Annotated in this window: 17 protein-coding genes and 1 pseudogene; 4 read left to right on the top strand and 14 right to left on the bottom strand. The window is 28.3% G+C overall.

Annotated features, from left to right (window positions below; genetic code table 4):
- Positions 1 to 59: 59 nt before the first annotated feature.
- Both NMG77_RS00085 and NMG77_RS00080 read right to left on the bottom strand, forming a co-directional pair.
- Positions 60 to 2,336: an MSC_0775 family lipoprotein gene (locus tag NMG77_RS00085; protein WP_255045846.1), complete on the bottom strand. Its 2,277-nt coding sequence runs from the start codon at positions 2,334 to 2,336 to the stop codon at positions 60 to 62.
- On the bottom strand, positions 2,323 to 3,189 hold the full coding sequence (locus tag NMG77_RS00080) for an MAG4940 family membrane protein (RefSeq protein WP_255045845.1): 867 nt from the start codon (positions 3,187 to 3,189) through the stop codon (positions 2,323 to 2,325). Before NMG77_RS00080 ends, NMG77_RS00085 begins: the two co-directional genes overlap by 14 nt.
- Positions 3,190 to 3,506: 317 nt before the next feature.
- Between NMG77_RS00080 and NMG77_RS00075 the strand changes: the two genes are divergently transcribed.
- The gene (locus tag NMG77_RS00075; RefSeq protein WP_255034675.1) at positions 3,507 to 5,207 is read left to right on the top strand and encodes a ribonuclease J; all 1,701 of its coding nucleotides are present in this window, start codon (positions 3,507 to 3,509) and stop codon (positions 5,205 to 5,207) included.
- Here the strand turns inward: NMG77_RS00075 and NMG77_RS00070 are convergent.
- Positions 5,204 to 6,031, bottom strand: a complete 828-nt coding sequence (locus NMG77_RS00070; protein ID WP_255034674.1) for an adenine nucleotide alpha hydrolase family protein — start codon at positions 6,029 to 6,031, stop codon at positions 5,204 to 5,206. The genes NMG77_RS00075 and NMG77_RS00070 overlap by 4 nt on opposite strands.
- Before the next feature lie 119 nt (positions 6,032 to 6,150).
- On the opposite strand from NMG77_RS00070, the gene NMG77_RS00065 reads away from it, so the two are divergent.
- The 3 genes from NMG77_RS00065 to NMG77_RS00055 all read left to right on the top strand — a co-directional run bounded on the left by NMG77_RS00065 (position 6,151) and on the right by NMG77_RS00055 (position 12,362).
- Positions 6,151 to 6,651 carry a ferritin-like domain-containing protein gene (locus NMG77_RS00065; RefSeq protein ID WP_255034673.1) on the top strand — a complete coding sequence of 167 codons (501 nt, stop codon included), beginning with the start codon at positions 6,151 to 6,153 and terminating at the stop codon, positions 6,649 to 6,651.
- Between the two features lie 1,229 nt (positions 6,652 to 7,880).
- A complete protein-coding gene (locus tag NMG77_RS00060; protein ID WP_255045844.1) occupies positions 7,881 to 9,926 on the top strand; it encodes an MIP family Ig-specific serine endopeptidase in 2,046 nt (681 codons plus the stop codon).
- 222 nt (positions 9,927 to 10,148) lie between these two features.
- Positions 10,149 to 12,362 (top strand): MIP family Ig-specific serine endopeptidase, encoded by a 2,214-nt coding sequence (locus tag NMG77_RS00055; RefSeq protein WP_255045843.1) that lies wholly within the window; start codon positions 10,149 to 10,151, stop codon positions 12,360 to 12,362.
- A 96-nt stretch (positions 12,363 to 12,458) separates the two neighbouring features.
- Here NMG77_RS00055 and NMG77_RS00050 read toward each other — a convergent pair whose 3' ends face one another.
- From NMG77_RS00050 to NMG77_RS00005, 11 genes and pseudogenes are all read right to left on the bottom strand, one after another.
- A complete protein-coding gene (locus tag NMG77_RS00050) occupies positions 12,459 to 13,592 on the bottom strand; it encodes an MnuA family membrane nuclease (RefSeq protein ID WP_255045842.1) in 1,134 nt (377 codons plus the stop codon).
- 27 nt (positions 13,593 to 13,619) lie between these two features.
- Positions 13,620 to 15,269, bottom strand: a complete 1,650-nt coding sequence (gene argS / locus NMG77_RS00045; protein ID WP_255045841.1) for an arginine--tRNA ligase — start codon at positions 15,267 to 15,269, stop codon at positions 13,620 to 13,622.
- A 25-nt stretch (positions 15,270 to 15,294) separates the two neighbouring features.
- Positions 15,295 to 16,014, bottom strand: a complete 720-nt coding sequence (locus tag NMG77_RS00040; RefSeq protein WP_255045840.1) for a GHMP family kinase ATP-binding protein — start codon at positions 16,012 to 16,014, stop codon at positions 15,295 to 15,297.
- Complete coding sequence (gene rsmA, locus NMG77_RS00035; RefSeq protein WP_255034667.1) at positions 15,998 to 16,795, bottom strand: 16S rRNA (adenine(1518)-N(6)/adenine(1519)-N(6))-dimethyltransferase RsmA; 798 nt, start codon at positions 16,793 to 16,795, stop codon at positions 15,998 to 16,000. Before rsmA ends, NMG77_RS00040 begins: the two co-directional genes overlap by 17 nt.
- Positions 16,788 to 17,939: a membrane protein insertase YidC gene (gene yidC / locus NMG77_RS00030; RefSeq protein WP_255034666.1), complete on the bottom strand. Its 1,152-nt coding sequence runs from the start codon at positions 17,937 to 17,939 to the stop codon at positions 16,788 to 16,790. Before yidC ends, rsmA begins: the two co-directional genes overlap by 8 nt.
- Positions 17,939 to 18,292: a ribonuclease P protein component gene (gene rnpA, locus NMG77_RS00025; RefSeq protein ID WP_255034665.1), complete on the bottom strand. Its 354-nt coding sequence runs from the start codon at positions 18,290 to 18,292 to the stop codon at positions 17,939 to 17,941. Before rnpA ends, yidC begins: the two co-directional genes overlap by 1 nt.
- Positions 18,293 to 18,299: 7 nt before the next feature.
- Entirely contained in the window at positions 18,300 to 18,449 is a 150-nt protein-coding gene (gene rpmH / locus NMG77_RS00020; protein ID WP_255034664.1) for a 50S ribosomal protein L34, read from the bottom strand.
- 85 nt (positions 18,450 to 18,534) lie between these two features.
- Positions 18,535 to 19,215: an ABC transporter ATP-binding protein gene (locus NMG77_RS03885; protein ID WP_392391118.1), complete on the bottom strand. Its 681-nt coding sequence runs from the start codon at positions 19,213 to 19,215 to the stop codon at positions 18,535 to 18,537.
- 276 nt (positions 19,216 to 19,491) lie between these two features.
- Positions 19,492 to 20,352: pseudogene (locus NMG77_RS03880) on the bottom strand (ABC transporter transmembrane domain-containing protein); the annotation flags it as partial.
- Between the two features lie 76 nt (positions 20,353 to 20,428).
- Entirely contained in the window at positions 20,429 to 22,144 is a 1,716-nt protein-coding gene (locus NMG77_RS00010) for an ABC transporter ATP-binding protein (protein ID WP_255045838.1), read from the bottom strand.
- A gap of 77 nt (positions 22,145 to 22,221) precedes the next feature.
- Complete coding sequence (locus tag NMG77_RS00005; protein ID WP_255045837.1) at positions 22,222 to 23,607, bottom strand: DnaA ATPase domain-containing protein; 1,386 nt, start codon at positions 23,605 to 23,607, stop codon at positions 22,222 to 22,224.
- Between the last annotated feature and the right edge of the window lie 13 nt (positions 23,608 to 23,620).

Genomic DNA, 23,620 nt, shown 5'->3' with positions numbered 1-23,620 from the left:
AAAGAAGTTGTTGGGATGGCAACAACTTCTTTGTTTATATCTTATATTTTTATGTTTTATTAATCTTGTAGATCTAATTCTGTTGGGTATGAGTCTTTAAAAAAGTCTCTTAATCTAGCAATATATGTGTTTTCGTCTTTGAAAGCGAATAATAAGCTTGGGTCTAGTAGACCTCTAGTTTCATATTCTTCTATATTGATGTTTTGGTTGATGAATTCATCGCCTTTGACAAGAACTTTAGATTGTTTATTTTCTACTTTTTCAGTTATTTCATTACCATTAGCATCCGTTTTGTAGTATGCTGTATCTTTAGCTTTTAATACAACACCTGGAACTTGTATGAATGGTTTAGTAGAAGGACTGTTTATTCTATCAATATTTCTTTCTGAAAAATAGTGATTTGTATCGTTAGAATAAACATAACCATTAGGATCAGCAATCAACATGCTATCTCTCAAAAGATCAATGTGAGCATGCGGCATTCATCCACCGTTATTGTCAGATTCGGCAACCACTGCAAAAGTATCATTAGGTTCTAATGGAATTGGATTTGACGGGCTAATATCAAGGTATCAATCTCTATTACCAGTTTTAGGAGTTCAAGTTAATTGCCTATTAACTTCACCTCGCTTGTTAAGGATATTATTTAATTGTTGTCTTGTTAATTCAGCATCTAAGTGAATTATTTCTACATAGATGTATTTAGATGATGCAAAATAGTCTTCGTAAGTATTTTTATCAACAGCATTTTTTAAATCTTCAGATTTTATTCTAAGGATAACAGATGTACCAACACCTTCACCAACTTTATTAGTTCTTCTTTCAAACACGTTGATTACTTCAGATTTAACTGGTGCTTTTAATAATGAATGCGCTTTAACTAGTACGTCTTCACCAAGGTGAAGTTGTGCAGGAGTTTTCTTACCAGCATAAAATCCTCTGATTTCACCATAACCTCCACTGATTACACTAGTATTATTTAAGTAAGTATATAGATCAGTAGTTATTTTAGAAAGTTGGTTTTGTGTAAGTAAGCCAATATGTAAGTTATATGTTTTATTAGAATTAGTAATCTCTGGATCTGCAAATATATTTACGTGTTTTTTAACACCATAAGTTGTATCTAAATCTAGATTGTTAAGCTGATCAATAGAAGAAGTTGTTTTAAGTCTAAACTCAGCATTTTTGTTTTCAATTGAAACATTACTTGCTTCATTAATCTTAAAACTAATTAGATCTTTATTTTTAGAAAAAGGATAGAAATCTTTAGCATCAAAATTAACAAAATCATAGTTAGTTACTGGTGAAAAATCCCTAAGATTTATATCTAAATAACTTAAGGCGATTTTCTTATAATCATCACTAGTTAATGTTTTAGTAATATCTTGATCAAAACTAATATCTTCTCCGTAAGAATTAAAGTCATTGCTTCATTGATAAGAACTAAAACCATAAGCTAATCTAACTACAAAGTGCAGTTTTTTAAGGTCGTTAGAGATACTTACACTTTTAACAAATGCGCTGTATACAGATTCTGCTTTTTTAGTTGATCTGTATTTATTAGCCTTACTTATCTTCTCTTCATCAGATATTTTTTGATAAAGCCCCCTTTCTTCAAAATCCTTAAAATCAATTGACAACTTCTTAAGTGCAGCTTCTGACGCAAACAATAAATCCCCAATACTTGTTTCACCAATATTGATCGAAACTATCGGATGAGCTGTTTTGAATTCTTGAAGTTTAGCTTTGTAACCTTCAAATCTCTCATACTTCTTATCGTGCTTAAACCCTTCCATAACAAACTTATAAACATGCCCTTGGTATAATGTTAGTTTGTTATTGATAACAACTTCTTTTAAAAGCTGAATCGGAACGATCAATCGATCTGGATCGTTACGATCATAAAAAACTTCATTATATTTAATTGAGAAACTATATTTATCTAGATCACTTTGATCTACCTTATAGTCCTTCATTAAGATATTCTTAATATCATCAACTTTGATTTCTAGATTATTCTCAAGAAATTTGTTCTTGAGAATATTGCCTATTTCCATTTCAGAAGTTTTAGATTCAGGATTCTTTCATTTTAATAAGTTAGTAGCATTATCTAGTTTGCTAAAACTAGCTAGGTTGATACCAAACTTTTGATTAACTGGTGTAACTGGTTGGCTATCAGAAGGATTATTATCATCCATAGATGATACAGGGGTTGATATAACCTTTGTTTTTTCGTTATAACAACTATTTAAAGCAATGGTTGTAATTGGAATGAATGCAAGCACACCAATTCTTAATGCTTTGAATAGTTTCTTAAATTTTCTAGATGGTGACACGGTGTTTTCCTTGAATAAATATTTGATAAATAATAAATGCAATAGCGATTGCTACTACAAACGTGATTACAAAAGAGATAGCAAAATGTAATCACGTTTTCTTAAGTTCTTTTTTAACTTCTTGTTTATCTTGAGTTTTATCCATTAATAAAAAGATTGTTGAAAATAAAGAAAACCCAAATGATAAGAAAATATCAAACGTATAAAAGTTAAAGAAAGAAGATAAATAAATGATGACAAACAGCACTAACGTCGTAATTAATAAATAATCAATTCTTCTAAGTCCTGAAGAGACTGGATTAATCACAACAATCAACGGAATAACTGAAGTATAGATAACTATAAACAATAGATCCTTGAAAGCATAATGACTAGTTTTTTCTTCAGAATTCTTGAAAAGAATTTGATTAAAAGCTACATTGGTAAGATATGTTTGCTTGCTTTTTGTAACAATCAAATAAAAGATAAAAAAGCAAACAAAACCAGCTAAGATTCCAGCAAGTTGCATAGGCAATATATAACCTAGCCCAGTTAATGAATCGCTTCAATTGCTTGTCTTAGAATTCTTCAAGTTGATCATTTGCACGATTGCGTCAAACACAACATTTACTGGATTCAAATACACAATTGGAAAAGAATCTGTAAGGATTCTAGATCATGCTCAGGTAGCTATCACGCTAATGAATACCACCAAAACAAACATGGTAGAAACAACTAACTTATTTTCAATCTTCTTGCTCTTAATAATTAAAAAGACAAATAAAATCAAAAAACTTAAAACAAAATTTGCTCCAAATTCAGTAATGGCTGTTCCATAATCCCATGACTTTGTAAGAATATTTAAACTTCTCATTTTAGTCCCTTTAAAAGGTGTTTTTAGATATGAAACAACATAATATTTATATATATATAAATTTATGTTGAGCTATATTATATACCTTTATTGATAAAAGACAGGTATTTTAAACCAATATTTAAAAAATCTGGTTGCGCTATCAATTATCCTTATTTTGTTCAATTATTAAGGATATTAATTAACTTATTAGTTCAATCCAAAACATATAATTTTTCTCAAAAGATAAAAATATATTTATAATTAAATTAATTCTATAAATGTAGAACCACAAGTATTTAATTACTTATTAAAAACAACATAAATAATAAATAAAAATGATTAAGGATTTTAAAGATATTGATCCTAATAAAAAACCCACTAAAATCTTCGCTTTTGGTGGGTTAGAAGAAGTAGGAAAAAATATGTATGGTATCGAGTACGATGACGAGTTAGTTATCGTGGATTGCGGTATCAAATTTTCGTCTGTTGAGATGTTAGGAATTGATGGAATTGTTCCTAATTTTGCTTATGCAAAAGCTAATCAACATAAGATTAAAGCACTAATTATTACTCACGGACACGAAGATCACATTGGAGGAATCCCTTACTTATTAAAAGAAGTAAGTGTTCCTGTAATTTACGCGCCATTAATGGCTACTAAATTAATTGAAAAGAAACTTCATGAACACCACAATCTTAATAAATATAAGATTGTTACTTATAATGACGATTCTCAGTTTAGTACTAAGCACTTTAAAATAGATTTTTATCGAGTATGTCACTCGATACCTGATGCTTTTGGTGTTTGTATCCAAACTCCAAATGGGAATGTTGTAGAAAGTGGTGATTATCGTTTCGATTTCAATGCTGGTAATGAAGAATTAGATATTCATAAAGTAGTTGAAATGAGCAGAAGAGGTATTGATGTGTTTATGACTGAAACCACTAACGCAGAAGTACCAGGATTTTCAAGTTCTGAAAAAGAGATTTACGATAATATTAAAAATATTATTAAGAATGCTAATGGTAGAGTTATTTTATCAACGTTTGCATCTAATGTTACTAGAATAAGTGAAGTTATTGAGATAGCCATCCAACACGGTCGTAAGATTTGTTTATTAGGTAAATCAATGGATAATAACGTTTCTATTTCTAGAGATGTTGGTTATATTAATCTTAAAGATGATGACATTGTAGAATCTCGATATGTTGAGAAGCACCCAGATAATGAAATTATGATTTTCTGTACTGGTTCTCAAGGTGAAGAATTAGCTGCTTTAAACATGCTTGCAAGCGGAAGACACCCTTGAATTCAATTAAAGAAGACTGATTCAATCATTATGTCTTCTAACCCGATTCCAGGTAACTATGCTGCTGTTGAAAGATTGCTTAATGAGTTATCTAAAGAAGAAGGTATTTCAATTTATGAAAACTCACCTTCTTTAAAACTTCATGCTTCAGGTCACGCTACAATGCAAGAGATTCAATTAATGTTATCTTTATTAAGACCTAAATACCTTTTCCCAATCCACGGGGAATACAAGATGTTTGCATCATTAAAACGGTTAGCTAAAAAATGTGGTTTTGACCCTGAAAATGTAGCATTACATAAAAATGGTCAAATGGTTTATTTAATTGATCGACAATTATATTACACAAATGAAACATTAGATGCCGAACCATCATTTATTGAAGGTAAAAGTGTTTCGCCTAATGTAAAAAGAATTATGAATACTCGACAGGTGTTGTCTGAAGAAGGAATCTTTGCTATTACTGTCGTAATTGATAAAGCTACCAAAACAATTAAAACTCAACCTGATTTAAAATCTAGTGGATGTTTTTATCTTAAAGAAAGCCATGGTTTAATGACGAAGATTGCTTACGAAATTAAATCTAAAGGTAATGAATACTTAGCTAAAAACCAAAATTATTCTTTAGCTGAGCTTAAAAAAATCATACACGAAAGCTGTCGCTTCTATGTATGACGGAATAAACATCGTAACCCTTTAATTGTTTCCCAAATTAGAGAAATCTAGATTTTAATAAAAATCTTCTTAACATTAGGTAAAAGACCATTAATTTGGTCTTTTATTTTTTTTATTGTCGCTTCAGCAACTTGTTCTTTAGTTTCAATATAAAGATTAAATCGATCCTTAGTTTCAAAATCATCCCTGATTTTGATATCAAAACTAGATTGTGCCTTCTCACCTAATATTGTATTGATTAAATAATAAACCTTCTTAAGGATTAAAATCTTTTCTTCTCTTATTTCATCTTCGACCATTAAACCAAATCCAGATAATGGGAATAATTCTTCGTTCAAGAAGTTTTGATCGATATTCAACAAGTTTCCTATCTCTATAACTTGTTGTAATGTTAATTGTTTTAATGGTTCAAAGATTAAAACCTTATTATCTAACGCTTTAGATATATTTAACCCTTGATTAGGGTCATCAAAAGATGTCCCTAATAAAGCAAAATCAATTTGCTGATTAATATCAATAATTGTCTGTTTAGAAACTTCTAGAAAGGTATCATTGATAACCTTTTGTTTTTCTTCATAACCATAAACATCTTTTAGGTTATTTAAAAACAATTCTTTAGCATCAATGTGTCATACTTCAAGATCAAGTTTTTCTCTAAAAAAATTGATCTTATTAGCAACTTCATTATGACGCATCATTCCATTATCAATGTAAATACATATTAAATTCTTACCAATTGCGATTTTAGTTATTTTCGCTAATACAAAAGCAAAAACGCCACCATTTAGTGGTAAAATGGCTTTTTTATTCTTGATTGTATCTCTTAGTAAGGTTGTAGAACTTATTAAAAACTCTTGTAATTTTCTTGTTTGCATTTGAAAATGACGCTATTTTAATTAATTTTAATATTAAATAACTTTATTTTATTTTCTCTTTTAATAATTGATAATTTATAATTAATTAATAATGTTTCTTGCTATCTTAGGATAAATAAATGAATAATAACGTTTGAAAATTATTAAACAACCAATATAATAAAGAGTTAGCGACAGCTGCATTAATGTTTGAATATTCAGCTCGTATTGATGAATATGGGATGGATCATTTTAGTTCATTATTGTATGAATGAGCTAAAGAAGAATTAGAGCACGCTCAAACAATCGAAAAATATTTAAGAAAAAGACAAGCTTGAATAAGAACTAATGAATTAATGGTTCCTAAGGTTGTTGATTCTAATGAACCTTTACAAATTCTAGAAGCTATTTCTGAATATCAAAGAAATGTAAGCGCTGCTGTTAATGAAATTGCTGAAGTAGCATTTATGAACAAAGACTTTGCTACTTACAACTTCATTGAATACTTCATTGAAGACCAAATAGCAGAAGAAAAGAAATGTGCAGATCTTCTTAACGCCTTTAAGATGTCTGAAGATTTATTAGTAATCGATAAAAAGATTGAAGAAATCAAAAACGAACACTATTCTAAATCAGAATAGCATCTAACCTTAAAAAGTTTGTTAAATATTGAGGTAATGCCTCAATATTTTTTTATTTACTAGTTAATTGTTCGATAGATAAAATAAAAAGCTGTTTTATTGTCGATTGATCTTAATCAACAATAAAACAGTAATTAGAATATAAAAATAAGAATTATTGATTTGCAATACTTTAGGTATCTGAGATTAGAGAAATCTATTTAGAACATTAAATTTTATATCGTAAGTTAACTATTAAGATTTTTATTTCTAAATATTTCCTATTAATACTGATTGCAATTTATTTTGAAAATAATTTTAGCAATATAGTTGCTATTCTTTTAAAAATTCGAGATAAACACTTACTACTTATTGTAAGTAACACTTATTTATTTATCAGTTGATTAAGTTGCACCTTATCAACTTAATTAACAAGCATTTTAAATCTTAGTAAGCAAAAATATAAGATCTTTTTCTTAGATACAGGACGATAGAAAATTATATTCAATCAATTTTCTATCGACATTATTAATATTTTTAATGACGATATTTTTAATCTTGCTAAGAAGTTTAGTTAAGTTATGTGTCTTTTTATCGTAATAAATATGATATCTATTTACCTCTATAGAACTAGATATAGCCATACTATTTCTATAAACAGATAAGAATTTAATTAATTTCGTCATTTATTTTAGCCCCTTTTATCAAACCAAATACCTGATTTGACTAAAACAATTTTAGCAAGATTTTAAAAAGTAAAAAAGCTTCAATTTTTAATTTCAGTAAGTGATGATAAGCTTAAATAAGTTTAAAACCCTTTTATTTAGTTGTAATTTTGAGAAGAAAAATATATGAAGATTTTTTTCAAATTTTTAAATGAATATTATTTTTTTATTTTCAAAGTTTATTTAAGCTATAAATTTAATCTAAATAAATCTAATTATATTTAGATATGGATACACCTAGACAATAGTAATAATAATTACTATTAAATATTGTTATTGATGGTAGGTTGGTGACTATTTTATTCTTATAATCTATAATTAATTAATTTAAACATATTAGGTAATACAATAAATGTCATCAAAAAATACCTGATTTAAGTTATTATGTGGATTAAGTGCTATTAGTTTTGTTGTTTCGTCTTGTAGGATGGAATATGCTTCATCTTCAAAAACAGCAATTGATGCTTTTAGTACTCTTAAAAAGAAGATATTATTATTGACTTTAAAGTTAGTAAAAGCAAAACTTTGCCAAGTCAAATTAATAAAAAGAATTACTATAATTATATAAATTTCAGTATTGTTGATGTTAATAGTGATATTGAACTGAATAAATTTAATTTTGATGCTTCAGAGTTCCAAGCTAACGATCAAAGAGGTGAGTTAAGCTTTAAATTAAATGTTTCATTAATTAATGATGCAGATGGAACCAATTCTGAACCAAAAGAATTTAATTTAAAAATAACCGAATTAAAAGCTACAGGAACAAGTTCTAATACCGATACAAGACCAACTGACAATAACCCAAGTAGAGATGAATCTTCATTAAATAATAATAATCTAGAAGATGCAAACCCTAGCACAGAAACAGGCAATAACCCAGGGTTAACACCATCAATAACTCCCGGTGGTGGGGGTGGTGTTCCGCCAACGTTTCCAGGGTTTCCAAACGGTTTTCCGATAGGACCTACTAGAAGTTCAGTTTTAGAAAAAAACAGTTATCCTTCATATGTAGATAGATTTACTGTGGTAGATAAGAAGAAAATATATGAAGAGATTTATGATAGAACGTTTTCTATTAAACCTGGAACATTAATAAAATCTGGACAAAGCGATTTACTTTTGGTGGATCAGGGTACAGGTTGAGTTTTAGACTATGCAAAAAATCAAAGCAACAATAATCAATTGAAACTATTTATAGCAACCAACCTACATGTTATTGGTAACTATGGAAACACAAATGACAAGAGCTTTGATGAAGAATTATCATACAGTGACCCAACAGGTGTAAAACCTGGTGGTTTTGCGATAGGTAAATCAAGCAAAACTCCTTCATTTGAAGATCAACATAATAAATTGCCTGCAAGCGAGTTAAAAGAAAAAGTAGGTAACATGATTTATTACGCTAATGTGGATAAAGAAGATTATGCAACATCTAATAAGAAAGGCGATATTGAAAACCGACAAACTACTGCTTTCTCTAACCCTAAAATAGTTTTTGCTGCTGTTGATTATCTAGATGACACTGCTTTAAATCAATATAAACCTCAAATCGATAGAGCTTGAGAGTCTTGAAAAGAGCAAACTAGAAATAAAATAAATAACGCAAATGGAGCTTCTAGCTCAGGTACATCGATTGCTCAAGAAGAAATTGACAGACTTAATAAATTAATGAGTTACAGCGGTAAAATATCATTTTATACAGATTTCGGTATTTTAGAACTTAATGTTGATTTATCTAAAGCTGACGAAACCTTAAAGGGTTGAATCAACAAATCTACAACTGCTGTTGATAATTATGTAAATAGAATAAAGATGTCTCCTGGAAAAATTCCTAATTACGACTCAGCAAAAGGTAACTTTTTCCCAACTCTAGATTACATGAGTAAAAATTTAGGACTTGCTCCTAAAGATGATGTAGGAAATTATGGATTAGATACTGCTAAAAATATTTACATAGCAGGTTATCCATTTGATAACGGTTCTAACTCATCTTACTGAATGCAAAATAATCCTATCGAAAGATATGGAGAAGATAAAACATCAAAATCAAATAGATGATTAGCTGAAAAAGACAAAATTGCAAACAAGGATTTATTTGCAGTAGAAAAAGGCGGAATAAACACTAAAACCTATTACGATATAAATAATTTACAGATATATACTAAATTGTGAAATAGACCATTTATAGATCGTTATGGAATTGACTATCAATCTAAGTTCTCTTCATTATATTTTGGAGCTTCAGGATCTGTAGCATATAATGAATTTGGTCAAATAGTCGGAATATATCATAGTCTTGATGTTTCATCGATATCATATGGAGATGTGTTGGGTGGCGGAGCTTTTGCTTCGTTTGTACAAGCTGCTGATATTCCTACATTAAGTAATCCATCAATCATTAATTATGGTTATAACTTAATTGATAAAAAAGGTTTTCCTCACCAAACTAGATCATATAGAAGCAACTTGAAAAAAATGTATCCAAACGGATTTACATGACCTTCAACATCAGGAACAGGCGTAACTACTAGCACCAATAAAACAACAGCAATCTTCCCTAGCGGTTATTAATCAATAAAAAAAGGTTAATCTTAGAATTAACCTTTTTTTATTCTTTCTTAAACATAAAACTATCTTTTAAAAACATCAACTAAATTTTTGGATATAAATATCTTGATTTTTAAATATTAGTTATCTTATCTTAATCTTTATTATATTTTAAGCATGCTAAGAATACTTTATTATTAATTAATCTATAATTAATTAATTTAAACATATTAGGTAATACAATAAATGTCATCAAAAAATACCTGATTTAAGTTATTATGTGGATTAAGTGCTATTAGTTTTGTTGTTTCGTCTTGTAGGATGGAATATGCTTCATCTTCAAAAACAGCAATTGATGCTTTTAGTACTCTTAAAAAAGAAGATATTATTATTGACTTTAAAGTTAGTAAAAGCAAAACTTTGCCAAGTCAAATTAATAAAAATAATTACTATAATTATATAAATTTCAGTATTGTTGATGTTAATAGTGATATTGAACTGAATAAATTTAATTTTGATGCTACAGAGTTCCAAGCTAACGATCAAAGAGGTGAGTTAAGCTTTAAATTAAATGTTTCATTAATCAATGATGCAGATGGAACCAATTCTGAACCAAAAGAATTTAATTTAAAAATAACCGAATTAAAAGCTACAGGAACAAGTTCTAATACCGATACAAGACCAACTGACAATAACCCAAGTAGAGATGAATCTTCATTAAATAATAATAATCTAGAAGATGCAAACCCTAGCACAGAAACAGGCAATAACCCAGGGTTAACACCATCAATAACTCCCGGTGGTGGGGGTGGTGTTCCGCCAACGTTTCCAGGAAATTTCCCATTCTTTGGTCCAACAAGAGAATCTTTCTTGAAGAAAAACGAATATCCTGCTTATGCAAATGATAAGTATAAAGTTGTTGATAGAAAAACAATTTTTAAAGAAATTTATGACAGAACTTTTTCTATTAAACCAGGTGCATTAATAAAAGATGAAGAAGAAAATAAAGAATTATTGGTAGTAGATCAAGGAACAGGTTGAGTTTTAGACTACGCAAAAAATCCTAAAAATAATAATCAATTAAAACTTTTTATAGCTACTAATTTACACGTTATTGGTAATTATGCAAATACGAATGACGATAGTTTAGATAAAATGCTTTCTTACAAAGATCCAACTGGGGTAAGACCTGGCGGATTTGCAATCGGTAAATCAAGTAAAACTCCTTCATTTGAAGATGAACGAAATAATTTACCTTCAAAAGAATTAAGTGAAAAATACGGTCACATGGTTTATTATGCAAATAGCAATGAATCTGATTATTCAAATTCAACTGGAGGACTTGTAAACCATAAAACAGAGGCATTCTCAAATCCTAAAATAGTGTTTGCGGCAGTTGACTATTTAGATGATCATGCTTTAAATCAATATAAATCTAAAATAGATGAATCTTGATCTAGAACAAAAGAAGATATTCGACAAAAAATAGCTGCTGCTAAATCTAATAGTTCAGGTTCTGCTTTATATGCTCCAGAAGAAATAAAACGCTTAGAAAAATTCATTAGTTATGAGGGTAATATTTCATTTTATACTGATTTCGGAATTCTAGAACTAAATGTTGATTTATCTAAAGCAGATACAACTCTTCAAGGTTGAATAAACAATGCAACTGGTGCTGTTGATTCTTATGTTAAGAGAATCAAAGAAACTCCTAATATCCCTAATTATGATTCAACTAAAGGTAATTATTTCCCTACATTAGATTACATGTCTAAACATTTAGGTTTAGCTAAAAATAGACCTGAAAATGAATTTGGATTAGATAACGCAAGAAACATTTATATTGCAGGATATCCTTATAATAGCAACGCAAAAACATCTTATTGAATGCAAAATAACCCTATTGAAAGATATGGTGATGAAAAATCACAAGATGCTAATCCTAGATTAAGAAGAGAAGATTGAATAGCTAACAAAGATTTATTTAATGTAGAAAAAGAATCTTTTAATACTAAAACTTACTGAGATATAAACAACTTAAGTATTTATACTAAGTTATGAAATAGACCTTTTATTGATCGTTATGGATTTGATTATTCTACAAGATTTTCTTCTCTTTATTTCGGAGCATCAGGATCTGTAGCGTACAATGAATTCGGACAAATAGTCGGAATTTATGATAGTGTATCTAGTAGAGTTAATTTTGGTGATAATTTATCCAACGGTGCTTTTGCTTCATTAGTTCAAGCAGCTGATATTCCAACATTAAGCGATCCAACTATTATCAATTATGGATATAACTTAATTGATAAAAATGGTTATGAACACCAAAAAACTTCATATCGCAGTAATCTAAAACTATTTTATCCTAATGGATTTACTTGACCTAATTCGACAACAAATTCAATTGATTCATCTCCTGAAAATAAAAAGACGGCAATCTTCCCTAACGGATATTAGTTCAATACAAAAATAAAAACTCATTCTTTTAGATGAGTTTTTATTTTTTTAATAAAGATTAATATCTATCAAATATTTATAATAGTTAAAACAAAACTACATATTATTCTTATAATTTAGATCTAGAATAATAGGTGCATGATCCGATACATTTAATACTAATTGAATATCGGTTGGTTTAGGATATTTTTTAGCTTTATCAGATGATAACCAAGCATTAAGTGTTTTTTCTTTATCCCAAATCTTATCATTAAACGCATTAATGACATCTACCTTATAAGGAATATTTTTATCTTTTAAGATATTAGATTTGTTAGCGTCATATACGAACCATTTATCATAAGAATTAGCATAATAATTATTATTGCTTATTGTGGTTCTATAATATTCTTTATTATCATTAAAATCAATATAGTTTAATGAATATTCATTTGAATCAAATACGCTATTGTTAGCTTCTTTAATATTTGTATCAGCAGCACCGATTATGTCAGTGTTTGGATAAGTTGCTTTAAGTGAAGTAAATACTGTAGCAATTGCTTTTGCTTCACTTATTTCTTGTCCACCTTGACCTCTATAGCCTTTAGCATTAGCTTCGTTATTCTTAGAATTAGCTCCAGGAGCATCAAAATGACCAAAGAAAGTTATAAAACTGTAATCATAGCCTACAGTTTTAAACTTAGTGTATCAAAGCGGTCTAGTATAAGTATCATTAGGATTAATTGAATTAGATGTTTCTGGTTGAACTACATTATTTTTATAAAGAATAGCAACAGATTCTTTAGATCTACTAAAATTGACATTAAAATTATTTCCACTAAAGGTGTAGCTTCAAGAAGCACCTAAAGAATTAGCGACATTTCTTACAATGTCTTCGTTGTTGTAATTAATTTCAGTTAAACCTACAACATCAGCATTAGATTCTTGAATAGTTTTAACAATATTCATGAACTTATTAGTGCTAGGTGTGTATTTATTACCAAAATTAAGGACATTTCAACTAAGTAATCGTAAATCGCCTACTTTTTTATATTTATTATTGTTTGAAACATTACCATTGGTAGGTTGTGTTTTATCATCTAATTTAGTGGTATTTTCTGATTTGTTTTTATAAAAATTCGTATAAACATAATACCCACCAAACCCTAGAATAAGTATTAGTAACAGTAATATTATGCCTGTTACTACTAATTTATTATTAGTTTTATTAACCCTATTATTATTTTTCATAATCTGATGCTAATTATCTTGTTTTTTTTACATTTGCTCTGGAGCACTAATTCCAAATAATTTTAAAAGATAGTTTATTAATATTTTAATTGATTTAGCTAATGCTAATCTTGTATATTTAATATTATCTTCTTGGTTTAGAATTTCATGAGAGTTATATCAGCTATGGAAGTTCTTAGCTAATGTATAAACAAAGGTTAATAACTTATTAACATCATAAGTTGTAGCTACATTATGAACATAATATTCAAAACTAGCTAAATGGTTGATTAATGTTCTTTCAATATCAGAATTTAATAAACTTAAATCAACTTTAGAAAAATCGATTTGATCGATCTTTGTTAATAGTTTATGAATTCTTGCGTGAGCGTATTGAACATAATAAACAGGATTCGAACTATCTTTTTTATTCGAGATATCAACATCAATATTAATACCGCTAGTTCAGGATTGGTTAAGCATAAACCATCTAGCAGCATCTTTAGATAAGAATTCCAACATATCAGGAATACTAATAGCATTACCTAAACGTTTAGAGAACTTAATTTCTTTATTGTTTTGCAATAGTTTAACCATTTCAATAAGAACAACAATAAAATTACCTTTTGGTACTCCTGATAATTCGGCTGCATATGTTGTTCTTAATACGTGTCCGAAATGGTCAGCTCCTCAAACATTTATTAAACGGTTAAAACCTCTTTTATATTTTAGATAGTGATTAGCAATATCCGTACCAAAATAAGTAGGCGCTTTATTTTCTTTAAAAATAACTCTATCCTTATCATCACCACCATCAGTTGTTTTTAATCAAACAGCACCGTCTTTGTTATAAATATGATCTTTTAGTTGGTTATCTAATAGTGCTTGTAATGTGTTAGATTGATATACAACTTTCTCGCTAGTTCAAGCATCCATATTAACACCAATTAACGCTAAGTCTTGTTTAATAAAATGAAGCATTTTATTAGTACAATATTCGATTAGTTCGTTAGCGATTTTTTGGTCAACTATCTTGTTATCAACAATCTCAATATCCTTGTATTTATCGCCAAAATCTTTGATAATTTCATCCGCCACAAAAATAGGTTCTTTTCCGTGGTAAGAATCTTCTGGCATAGCGTATTTAGTTACACCCAATTTTTCTAAATAACGAATTATTGAAGATAGGGCAAATAAATTAACTTGGTTACCTAAATCATTAATCCAATATTCCTTGGTTACATTATGTCCAACTGCTTTTAAAATATTACCTAAAACATCACCAGTAAAAGCATTTCTTACATGTCCTAGATGTAAAAATCCAGTAGGATTAGCTGATACAAATTCAATATTAATTGAATCTCTCTCATTTTCTGGTAATTTGTTAATCTCGTAATCTTGGTTTTGTAACTCTTTAATTATTGATAGTTTATCAGTATTGCTTAAAAAGAAGTTAATAAATCCTGGTTTTGAAAAAGTAATTTTTTCAAATTCATCTGGATTGATTTTTCCAATGATTTGATTCGCAATTTCTTCTGGGTTTTTATTATCAATTTTTGATAATACCATAGCAATATTACTACTAAAATCACCAAACTTAATATTTTTTGTTTGTTGAATTAAATATTCAACATTACTAGGTAGGTTTAATTCTTCTAATGCTTGATTAACGCACTTTTTAATTTTTGTAAAAATCATATTTATTTAGATATTTTTATTATATTTACTTTAACTTTTTAAAAACAACAAAACTACTACCAGCCCCTGATAGTAATACATGGTTATTATGTTTTTTTAGTTCTTTAAAGGGTTGATATAACTCCGGAAACAAACTAAAAAAAGGTTTTTCTAAATCGTTTAAATCATTTGGGTTAATTTTTGAATGATCTAACAATTCAAAAATTCTTTTTGTGCTTGGTTTTTTATTGTTAAAGATAATCTGATCGATTTCATAACCGTCAATGTTAGAATCAATAACTACGTCACCAAAGTTTTTTATAATCGCACATTCTTTTAATGATATGAAAAAAGGAATGTCACTACCTAATTCTGTGGCTATATCGTAATAAGGGATTTGGTTTTTTATATTTCATTCTTGATATATTCAATTGATTAAAACAGCAGCATTACTAGAAGCCGAACCCATACCAGCAAGGGTTGGTATTTTCTTAATTACTTTAACCTTGAAATTAAATTCTTGGTTAAGTTTTTTTTCTAAATATTTTTTAGTTCTTAATAAGATATCATGACTAAAAACTAAGGGTTGGTTTTGTTCGTCAAAATATTCAATCTGCGTATCTTTAGATCTTTGCAAATAAATATCATCGTAATAATCCTTAGTAATGATTATTTTAGAATCTAAAGTATGTTTTTTTATTTCAGGGTGGTAAGTTTTTATTTTTAAATAAAAATTGACCTTACCATAGCTACGATAATAATTCATACAACCTGAACAATTGTTCTTTTGATAACTCTTGAGCTCTTGAACTTTCTTTAAGTTCTAACCTATTAAGGCTTTGTCTAATTAGTTCTGGATTGTAATTATTTTTTAAGTTGTTTAAAATTGTTTTTCTTCTTTGTAAAAAAATCAATTTTAAAAACTTCTCATATCCCTCATTAAAATCTATATCTTTTTTTTCTAAAAGTAATAAAGTTGATTTAATTTTTGGCTTGGGAATAAATGAATTTTCATTTATTTCAATAACTTTCTTAACGTCTAAATGATATTGACATAATACACTAAAAGATGAATAGTCTTTAGAATTGATTTTAGCTAATAACCTTAAAGCCATTTCTTTTTGAACCATAATAATGGCTGTTCGATAACTTGATAAAATAAATTTCTTAATTAACTTAGAAGAAATATTGTAAGGTAAATTACCTACCATTGCAGGGTTGTTACCAAGTTCATCAAATATTACATCTCATTCAATCTTTAAAGCATCGTTATGGGTTATTTGATCTTTAAGTAAATCATTGTTAAGGTAATTAAATAATTTCTTATCTAATTCAATCGCATGATAATTAGTTTTATGTTGTTTGATTAATTGTTCACTAATAGCTCCTAATCCTGGACCTATTTCCAATACTTTTGAAGGATTAGTGTCATTAACTGTTTGCACAATTTTATTAATGATATTAGTGTCAATTAAAAAATTTTGCCCTCTTTCTTTAGAAGGCGAAAATTCATTATTTTTTAAGAAATTATTAATTTTGTTAATCAAGTTCACGATTCAGAATTTGATCTAGTTTAGATAATGTTTTAGTTTTTTGTCTACGTTTAATAATGAAAACGTGAGTAATGTAAGATTGCAGAATTGTAAATATTGAGTTTAGGAACCAATATAATCCTACAGCAGAAGGAGTAATAACTGGGAAGAACGCAAAGACACAAATCATGATTCATTGAATTCTTCTTGTTTTCTTAAGTTGTTCTAAACCTTTTTGTGAAGTTGTTTTAGCATTTCTATTTCTCTTAGTAGCTCAACGTTGTGGTAATCATTGCGAAATAATTTGCATCGGAACAACTAATAAAACGAAGAAAATGTAAACCCAATTATGTGAAATATCTGAGATGATTTGCGAACCAGGTGTCACTGATAAATCTCAAATACTAAATAAAACTGTCGCTTTAATTGGTCTTGTTAAAGAAACCATTTTAAAGACAATTAAGAAAATTGGTATAGTAATGAATGCTTGAACGAATAATGCTGCAGGTTTAATCTTGTGTTTACGATAAAGTTGCATCATTTCGATTTGCTTCATCTTCTTAGATTGCGAATCATTAGCATTCTTATACTTAGCATTAATCTCAGCTATCTTACCTTGAACTTCACCCATTCTTTCAGTATTTAATGTAGAGTTTAAGGTAATACCGATCGTAATTAATCTAATGATAAACAGTAAAACTAAGATCCCTAGAATTGTATTAAAACCGTAATCAATTCCCTGATTAAGAGGAACTCTAGTTTGATAAATAATAGGTAAAACAATTTGGGTAGCCGGTCACACAAACCAAGCTAAAAACGGACCATATGATAGTTCGTAATCTGAAAAAGTAAAATAAGGACCTGAGTTGCTTGTCATTAAATCATAACGATAATCTCCGGTAGTCCCATAACTATAACCCACTTCTAAACCTACACCTAATTTCGGATTGGTTACAGTTCAACTTTCAGAATAGTTTTGAGTACACCCTCAAAGTCCAACTACGGTAATAAATAAAAATAAACAAATCTTAAAAAACTTTCATAAATAGTTAAAAGTTTTCTTAACATTTGGATTTATTTTTGATCGTTCTTTAACTGTCGCAGCACTCCAGAAAGGATTAAACGACTGAGTTACAATCTCAGAATGTATTTTACTCATTAAATTAAATTTGCTTTGAATTTTTGAATTAATCTTTTATAAGTATCAAAGAGATCTTTTTTGTTTTCTAGATAAGTGTTATCTAAATAACGACAATTATTAACCTTGATTAAAAGATTTAAACTCTTATTTCAATCAGTAAAATCAGACAAGAAACTTCTTACTTGTCGCTTTATTTTGTTTCTTGTTACTGCTTTACTAAAAAGTTTTTTAGGCACAACGATTCCAATTTTAGCCTTGGATTCGTTGTTTTTTTTAGCAAATATTACATAAGTATTTGAGTAATATTTGCTTTTTGTTTTAACTATTTCTAGAAAATTAGTTGTTTTCTTTAAACTATTTTCTCTTTTCATTTAAAGATTATCTTGCTTGATCAGAAACAGTTAGAATGTGTCTACCTTTTCTTTTTCTAGCAGCTAATACAGCTCTACCTGAAGCAGTAGCCATTCTTGCTCTAAATCCGTGAGTTTTAGCTCGTTTTCTTTTATTTGGTTGGTATGTTCTTTTCATAGCTATTTACAAATATACATTAATAAAAATACCAAGCAACGCTTGATATTATTTAATTTATTATAACGAAAATAATTATTTTTTGCTAACTGATCTCTTCATTAAATGAAGAATTGTAGAAAGATTCGTATAAACCTTTTTTAGCTATTAATGTTTCATGGTTGCCTTCTTCAACAATTTCACCTTCTTGAATTACCAAGATTTTATTAGAATTTTTGATTGTTGATAATCTATGAGCTATCGCAAATGTTGTTCGATTATTCATTAATTTATCCATCGATTCCTTAATGACTTTCTCTGTTCTACTATCAATATTTGAAGTAGCTTCATCGAGCACCATGATTGCTGGATTCATTAAACTTACTCTAGCAATTGCTAACAATTGTTTTTGACCTTGAGATAAACCTTCACCATTGTTTGTAATATGCGTATCATATTCATTAGGTAAATTCATAATAAAGTCATGAGCATTTGCTAATTTAGCAGCTTCAATAATATCTTCTAGCTTAGCATCTTTATTACCATAAGCAATATTCTCGCGAATAGTGCCTGTAAATAATTCAGTCGATTGTAAAACAATACCTACTGTTTTACGGATTGAATTAATATCTACTAAAGTAATTGGATAATCATCAAAGAAGATTTGACCATCGCTAACATCATAGAAACGATTAATAAGGTTAGCAATCGTAGTTTTACCTGAACCAGTTTTACCTATTAAAGCGATCTTTTCGCCTGGCTTAGCATCAATATTAATATTTTTTAATACTTGCTTTTTACCATCATAAGAAAAACTTACATTCTTAAATTCAACTTTGCCTTTAAATGGTTCAATAACATCATTAACAATTCAACCTAATTGTTTAGTTCATTTGTTAGCTTTAACTCATTCACCTTTTTCGTTCTTTTCAATGTAATCTAGAATAATCTTACCTTGATTAACTTCAATAGGTTCATTAAGCATAGAATAGATTCTTTCAGCACCAGCTTTAGATTTAGCAAAGAAATTAACATTTTGAGAAATGTTTGCTAGTGGACCTATGAACGCTCTAACTAATGCAATAAATGAAACAATAACACCAATTGTTAGTTCTTGACCAAGAAGTTTGTTATCAGCATATTTTTCATGTAATGCAACACTAATGATGGCAATGATAATGTAGATAACATTTGAATAGTTAAACATCACCGGAAATACGATAGAAGCTAAAACATTAGCTTTTTTCATAATAGTTGCTTGTTTAATATTAGCTTTCTTGAATTTATTGATAACTGTATCTGAATAATTAAATAAATTAGATACTGTTTGGTTTTCAATGTATTCTTGAATTACTCCGTTAAGATTAGCGATCTCTGTTTGATTAGCAATAAAGTTCATTTTTGTTTTCTTACCAAAGAAAGCAAAAAACACCATCATAGGTAATAATAAAACCAAAGTAATCAATGTAAGCACCACGCTAGTACTCAACATAAACGCTAAGATTGTTATGATCTGAACAACGGCTTGGAAACTTTGAGGAATTATTTGAACAATTAAACTTCTTATTGTATCAACATCATTCGTGTAATAACTCATGATATCGCCATGTTTAGTAGTATCAAAATACTTAATTGGCAATTGTTGCATATGAGCATACATGTTGTTTCTTAATTTAAATAAAGTTACATGTGTTGCTTTAGCCATTATCTGACCCGAGATAATGGTTGATATTGTCCCGATTAAGAAGACTGATCCAATAATAGATAAGTATTTTATTAGATTGCTAAAATCTAGTTCTTCATTTTTGCTTTGTTGTTCTAATAAAGGAACTATATATTCATCTACTAAACCTTTAATAAAGTTACTTACTAATACTAGTGATACTGATGAAATAATTATGAAGAAGAATGAAATTAACAACATTCATTTGTTGTTTTTTCAGATAAAACGAAGCAATTCGTTAAAGTATTTTTTCTTATTAGTTTTGTTACTCATATGATTATTGCTCGGTTTGAGATATGTTGATTTCGCGATATAATTCACAATTTTGAATTAAGTAATCGTGGGTACCATTAGCCACAACTTTACCGTTGTTTAAAACATAGATTTCATCAGCATTTTTAATAGATGAAATTCTTTGTGAAATTAAAATTTTGCTTGATTCTTTGAAATCATTATTGAAACTTTCTTGAATCAGGGCATCTGTTTTAGTGTCTAGTGCAGAAGTTGAGTCATCAAAAACAAGAATTTTAGGTTTTTTGATCATTGCTCTAGCAATGCAAATTCTTTGTTTTTGTCCACCTGAAAAATTGGCTCCGTTTTGTTCTACTTCTGAATCAACATTATTAGGTAATTTATTAATAAATTCTTTAGCTTGCGCTTGAGAAATTGCTTTATTAATATCATCATCTGAGTAGTCCTTACCCATCAAAATATTTTCTTTAATCGTTCCTGAATAAAGAATGTTCTTTTGTGGAACAATTCCGATTGTTTCTCTTAATGTTTCAAGACTGTACTCATTAACTGGAATATTGTTAATTAACACTTGACCTTCATTAGATTCATAAAGTCTTGATAATAAATTAACAATACTAGTTTTACCTGAACCAGTAGGTCCGATAATTCCGATTGTTTGACCCTGTTTTATTTTGATATTGATATTTTCGAGGTTATAGTGTGGATTATCATCAATATATTTAAAACTAACGTTTTTAAATTCAACATCAAAATTCTCAATAGTTTTAATAGGGTTTTGTTTATTTTTGATATCAATCTTTTCAGTTAGTATCTCAATAATACGATCTTTAGATGGTTTAGCAGTGATAATCGTTACATAAACAAATGTTAATAATAATAAGTTTATTAGCATTTGGAAAGCATAAGCTAAAACAGATGTTAGATCACCGATATTAAGACTACCAGCAAGAATATCCTTGGTTCCGAATCAAGCGATAGCTATTGATAAAGAATAAATACACAGTAATACAATAGGTTGAATTAAAGCACTGATTTTTTCAATTTTTGTAAAGTTTTTATAGATAAAGTTAGTAACTCTATTAAACTTTTTAATTTCGCTATCTTGTTGGTGATACGACTTAACAACTCTCATACCTGAGATCGATTCTTTGGCTAAATTATTTAGTTCGTCATATTCTCTAAACACTTTTTTGTAATCGCCGATGATCAAGCGATAAACAATAGCTATACCTAATAAAATAATCGGAATAACTACTAATGAAGATACTCCTAGTTTTCAACTAGTTATAAACATTAAAATTAAAGCACATAAGAAAACTGAAAATCCTCTTATTGCCATTCTAAATGATTCAATACTTGTTTGAATATAGTTAATATCTGTTGTCGTTCTAGTAAGAACACTAGCTTTATCAAACTTGTCAATGTTTTTAGCTGAAAAGCTTTGGAATCTTGTAAAAATATTAACACGTAATTGCTTAGCAAATTCTACAGAAGCAACAGTAATAGATCTACCCCCAATAAAACCAGAGATAAATCCTACTACTGCTATTCCAAGTAATATTAATGAATATTTTGTTAATGCTTCTTTGTCGTTTGCTATAATTCCGTAATTGATCAAATCCGAAATGAAGTAAGGCACTAATACCGTTGTTAAGCTTTCTATAAGAAGAAAGAACGGCACAATCGATATGTGAAATTTAAAAGATTTAGTAGCCTTATATAACAATATTTTAAGCATATTTATTAAATCTATTTAACACTTTAATAATTATATTATTAATATAGTTTAGTACTTTTTTTAAATTTTTCTATATCTTAATTTTTAAAGATATCTATAAAACTCTTCATATTTGGATCGTTTTCGATCCCTTCTTCAACCTTTTCAATAGCGTGTTTTACCGTGGTGTGATCTTTTTTAAGTAGCTTGCCGATTTGGCTTAAATTTTGGTTGTAAATATTCTTTAAGATATACATACAGATATGACGTGCTTGTACGATATCTTTTTTACGCTTAGAAGATTTTAGAGCGTCTTCGTCAATATTAAAATGGTATTTGATTTTTTCAAATACATATTTTGGATCTTTAGATAAGATTAGATCACGTCTGTCGGTTACTTTTTCAATAAAGCTTTTAAGGATCTCTTCTTTTGTTTTTGTAGAACCATACATTTGGTTCATAAAAACAAGTTTAGCAACTGATCCTTCTATTTTGCGAATATCACCTTCATCGAAGTCAGATATTTCTTCGATCAAGTGGTCGTCAATATAATTATCTAAATTATTTTCTTTAAATTTTTGTTTAAAGATTTGAATGATTTCTTTTTTATCAGGTTTATTAATTTTTACATTAACACCTCTTTGGAATCTTGAAATCATTCGGGCGTTTAGTTTATCTTGAATTTCTTCAATCTTACAGTCAAGGGTTATAACTATGTTTTTCTTTTGATCCACTAAAGAGTTAAAGATTGTAAAGAAAGTTTCATTGGTTTTTGGACGATTAGATATTATCTGAACATCATCAATCATTAAAAGATCGTAATCTTTATATTTAGATTTGAAAGATTCTATATGAGTAGGATCTTGAGCGATTATTGATTTTAAAAATTCAGAACCAAAATCATCTGAAGATAAAACACAGATTTTTTCTTCAGGGAATAATCGTTGTCTTTCGTTTGCTATAGCTTGGAGTAAGTGACTTTTACCACAACCAGGCTTACCTTCAATTATTATCGGGTTTCAGTTCATGTCTGCAGTTTTGTCCGCAACCTTCTTAGCAAGATAAACTGCTTCTTCATTAAATTCGAATACTAAATAGTTATCAAAAGTGAGCTTATCTTTAATTCCTCTAGATAAAGGATTGATTTTGTATTTTTCTTGCTTTTTTAAATGTTCTAGCTTTTCTTTTAATATCTCAGCTTCTTTTTTATCTAATAAATTAATACGCTTTGTTTCTTTAATGTATTTTTTTCATTCTAAAGATAAAAAATCATTAAAAACAACGGTATTTTCGACATTTATTAGGTGGCCAAACTTATTTTTAAATTCATTGAAAAAATATTGACTTTCAAAACATAAATAAATGTTGTCATTCTCTTCAGAAATAAATTCGATAGATTTAATGAATGCATCCAAAAGTTCGGAATTCATTTCATTAAAATTCATCGATATTTTTTCTAAAAATGTTCGTAGTTTATCTTTCATAGAATTTTTACCC

Origin of the sequence: Mycoplasma bradburyae, assembly GCF_024339025.1 — a bacterium.
GTDB lineage: Bacteria > Bacillota_I > Bacilli_A > Mycoplasmatales > Mycoplasmoidaceae > Mycoplasmoides > Mycoplasmoides bradburyae.
Note: the sequence above shows the minus strand (reverse complement) of the source record. Positions and strands in the feature narration are given on the sequence as shown.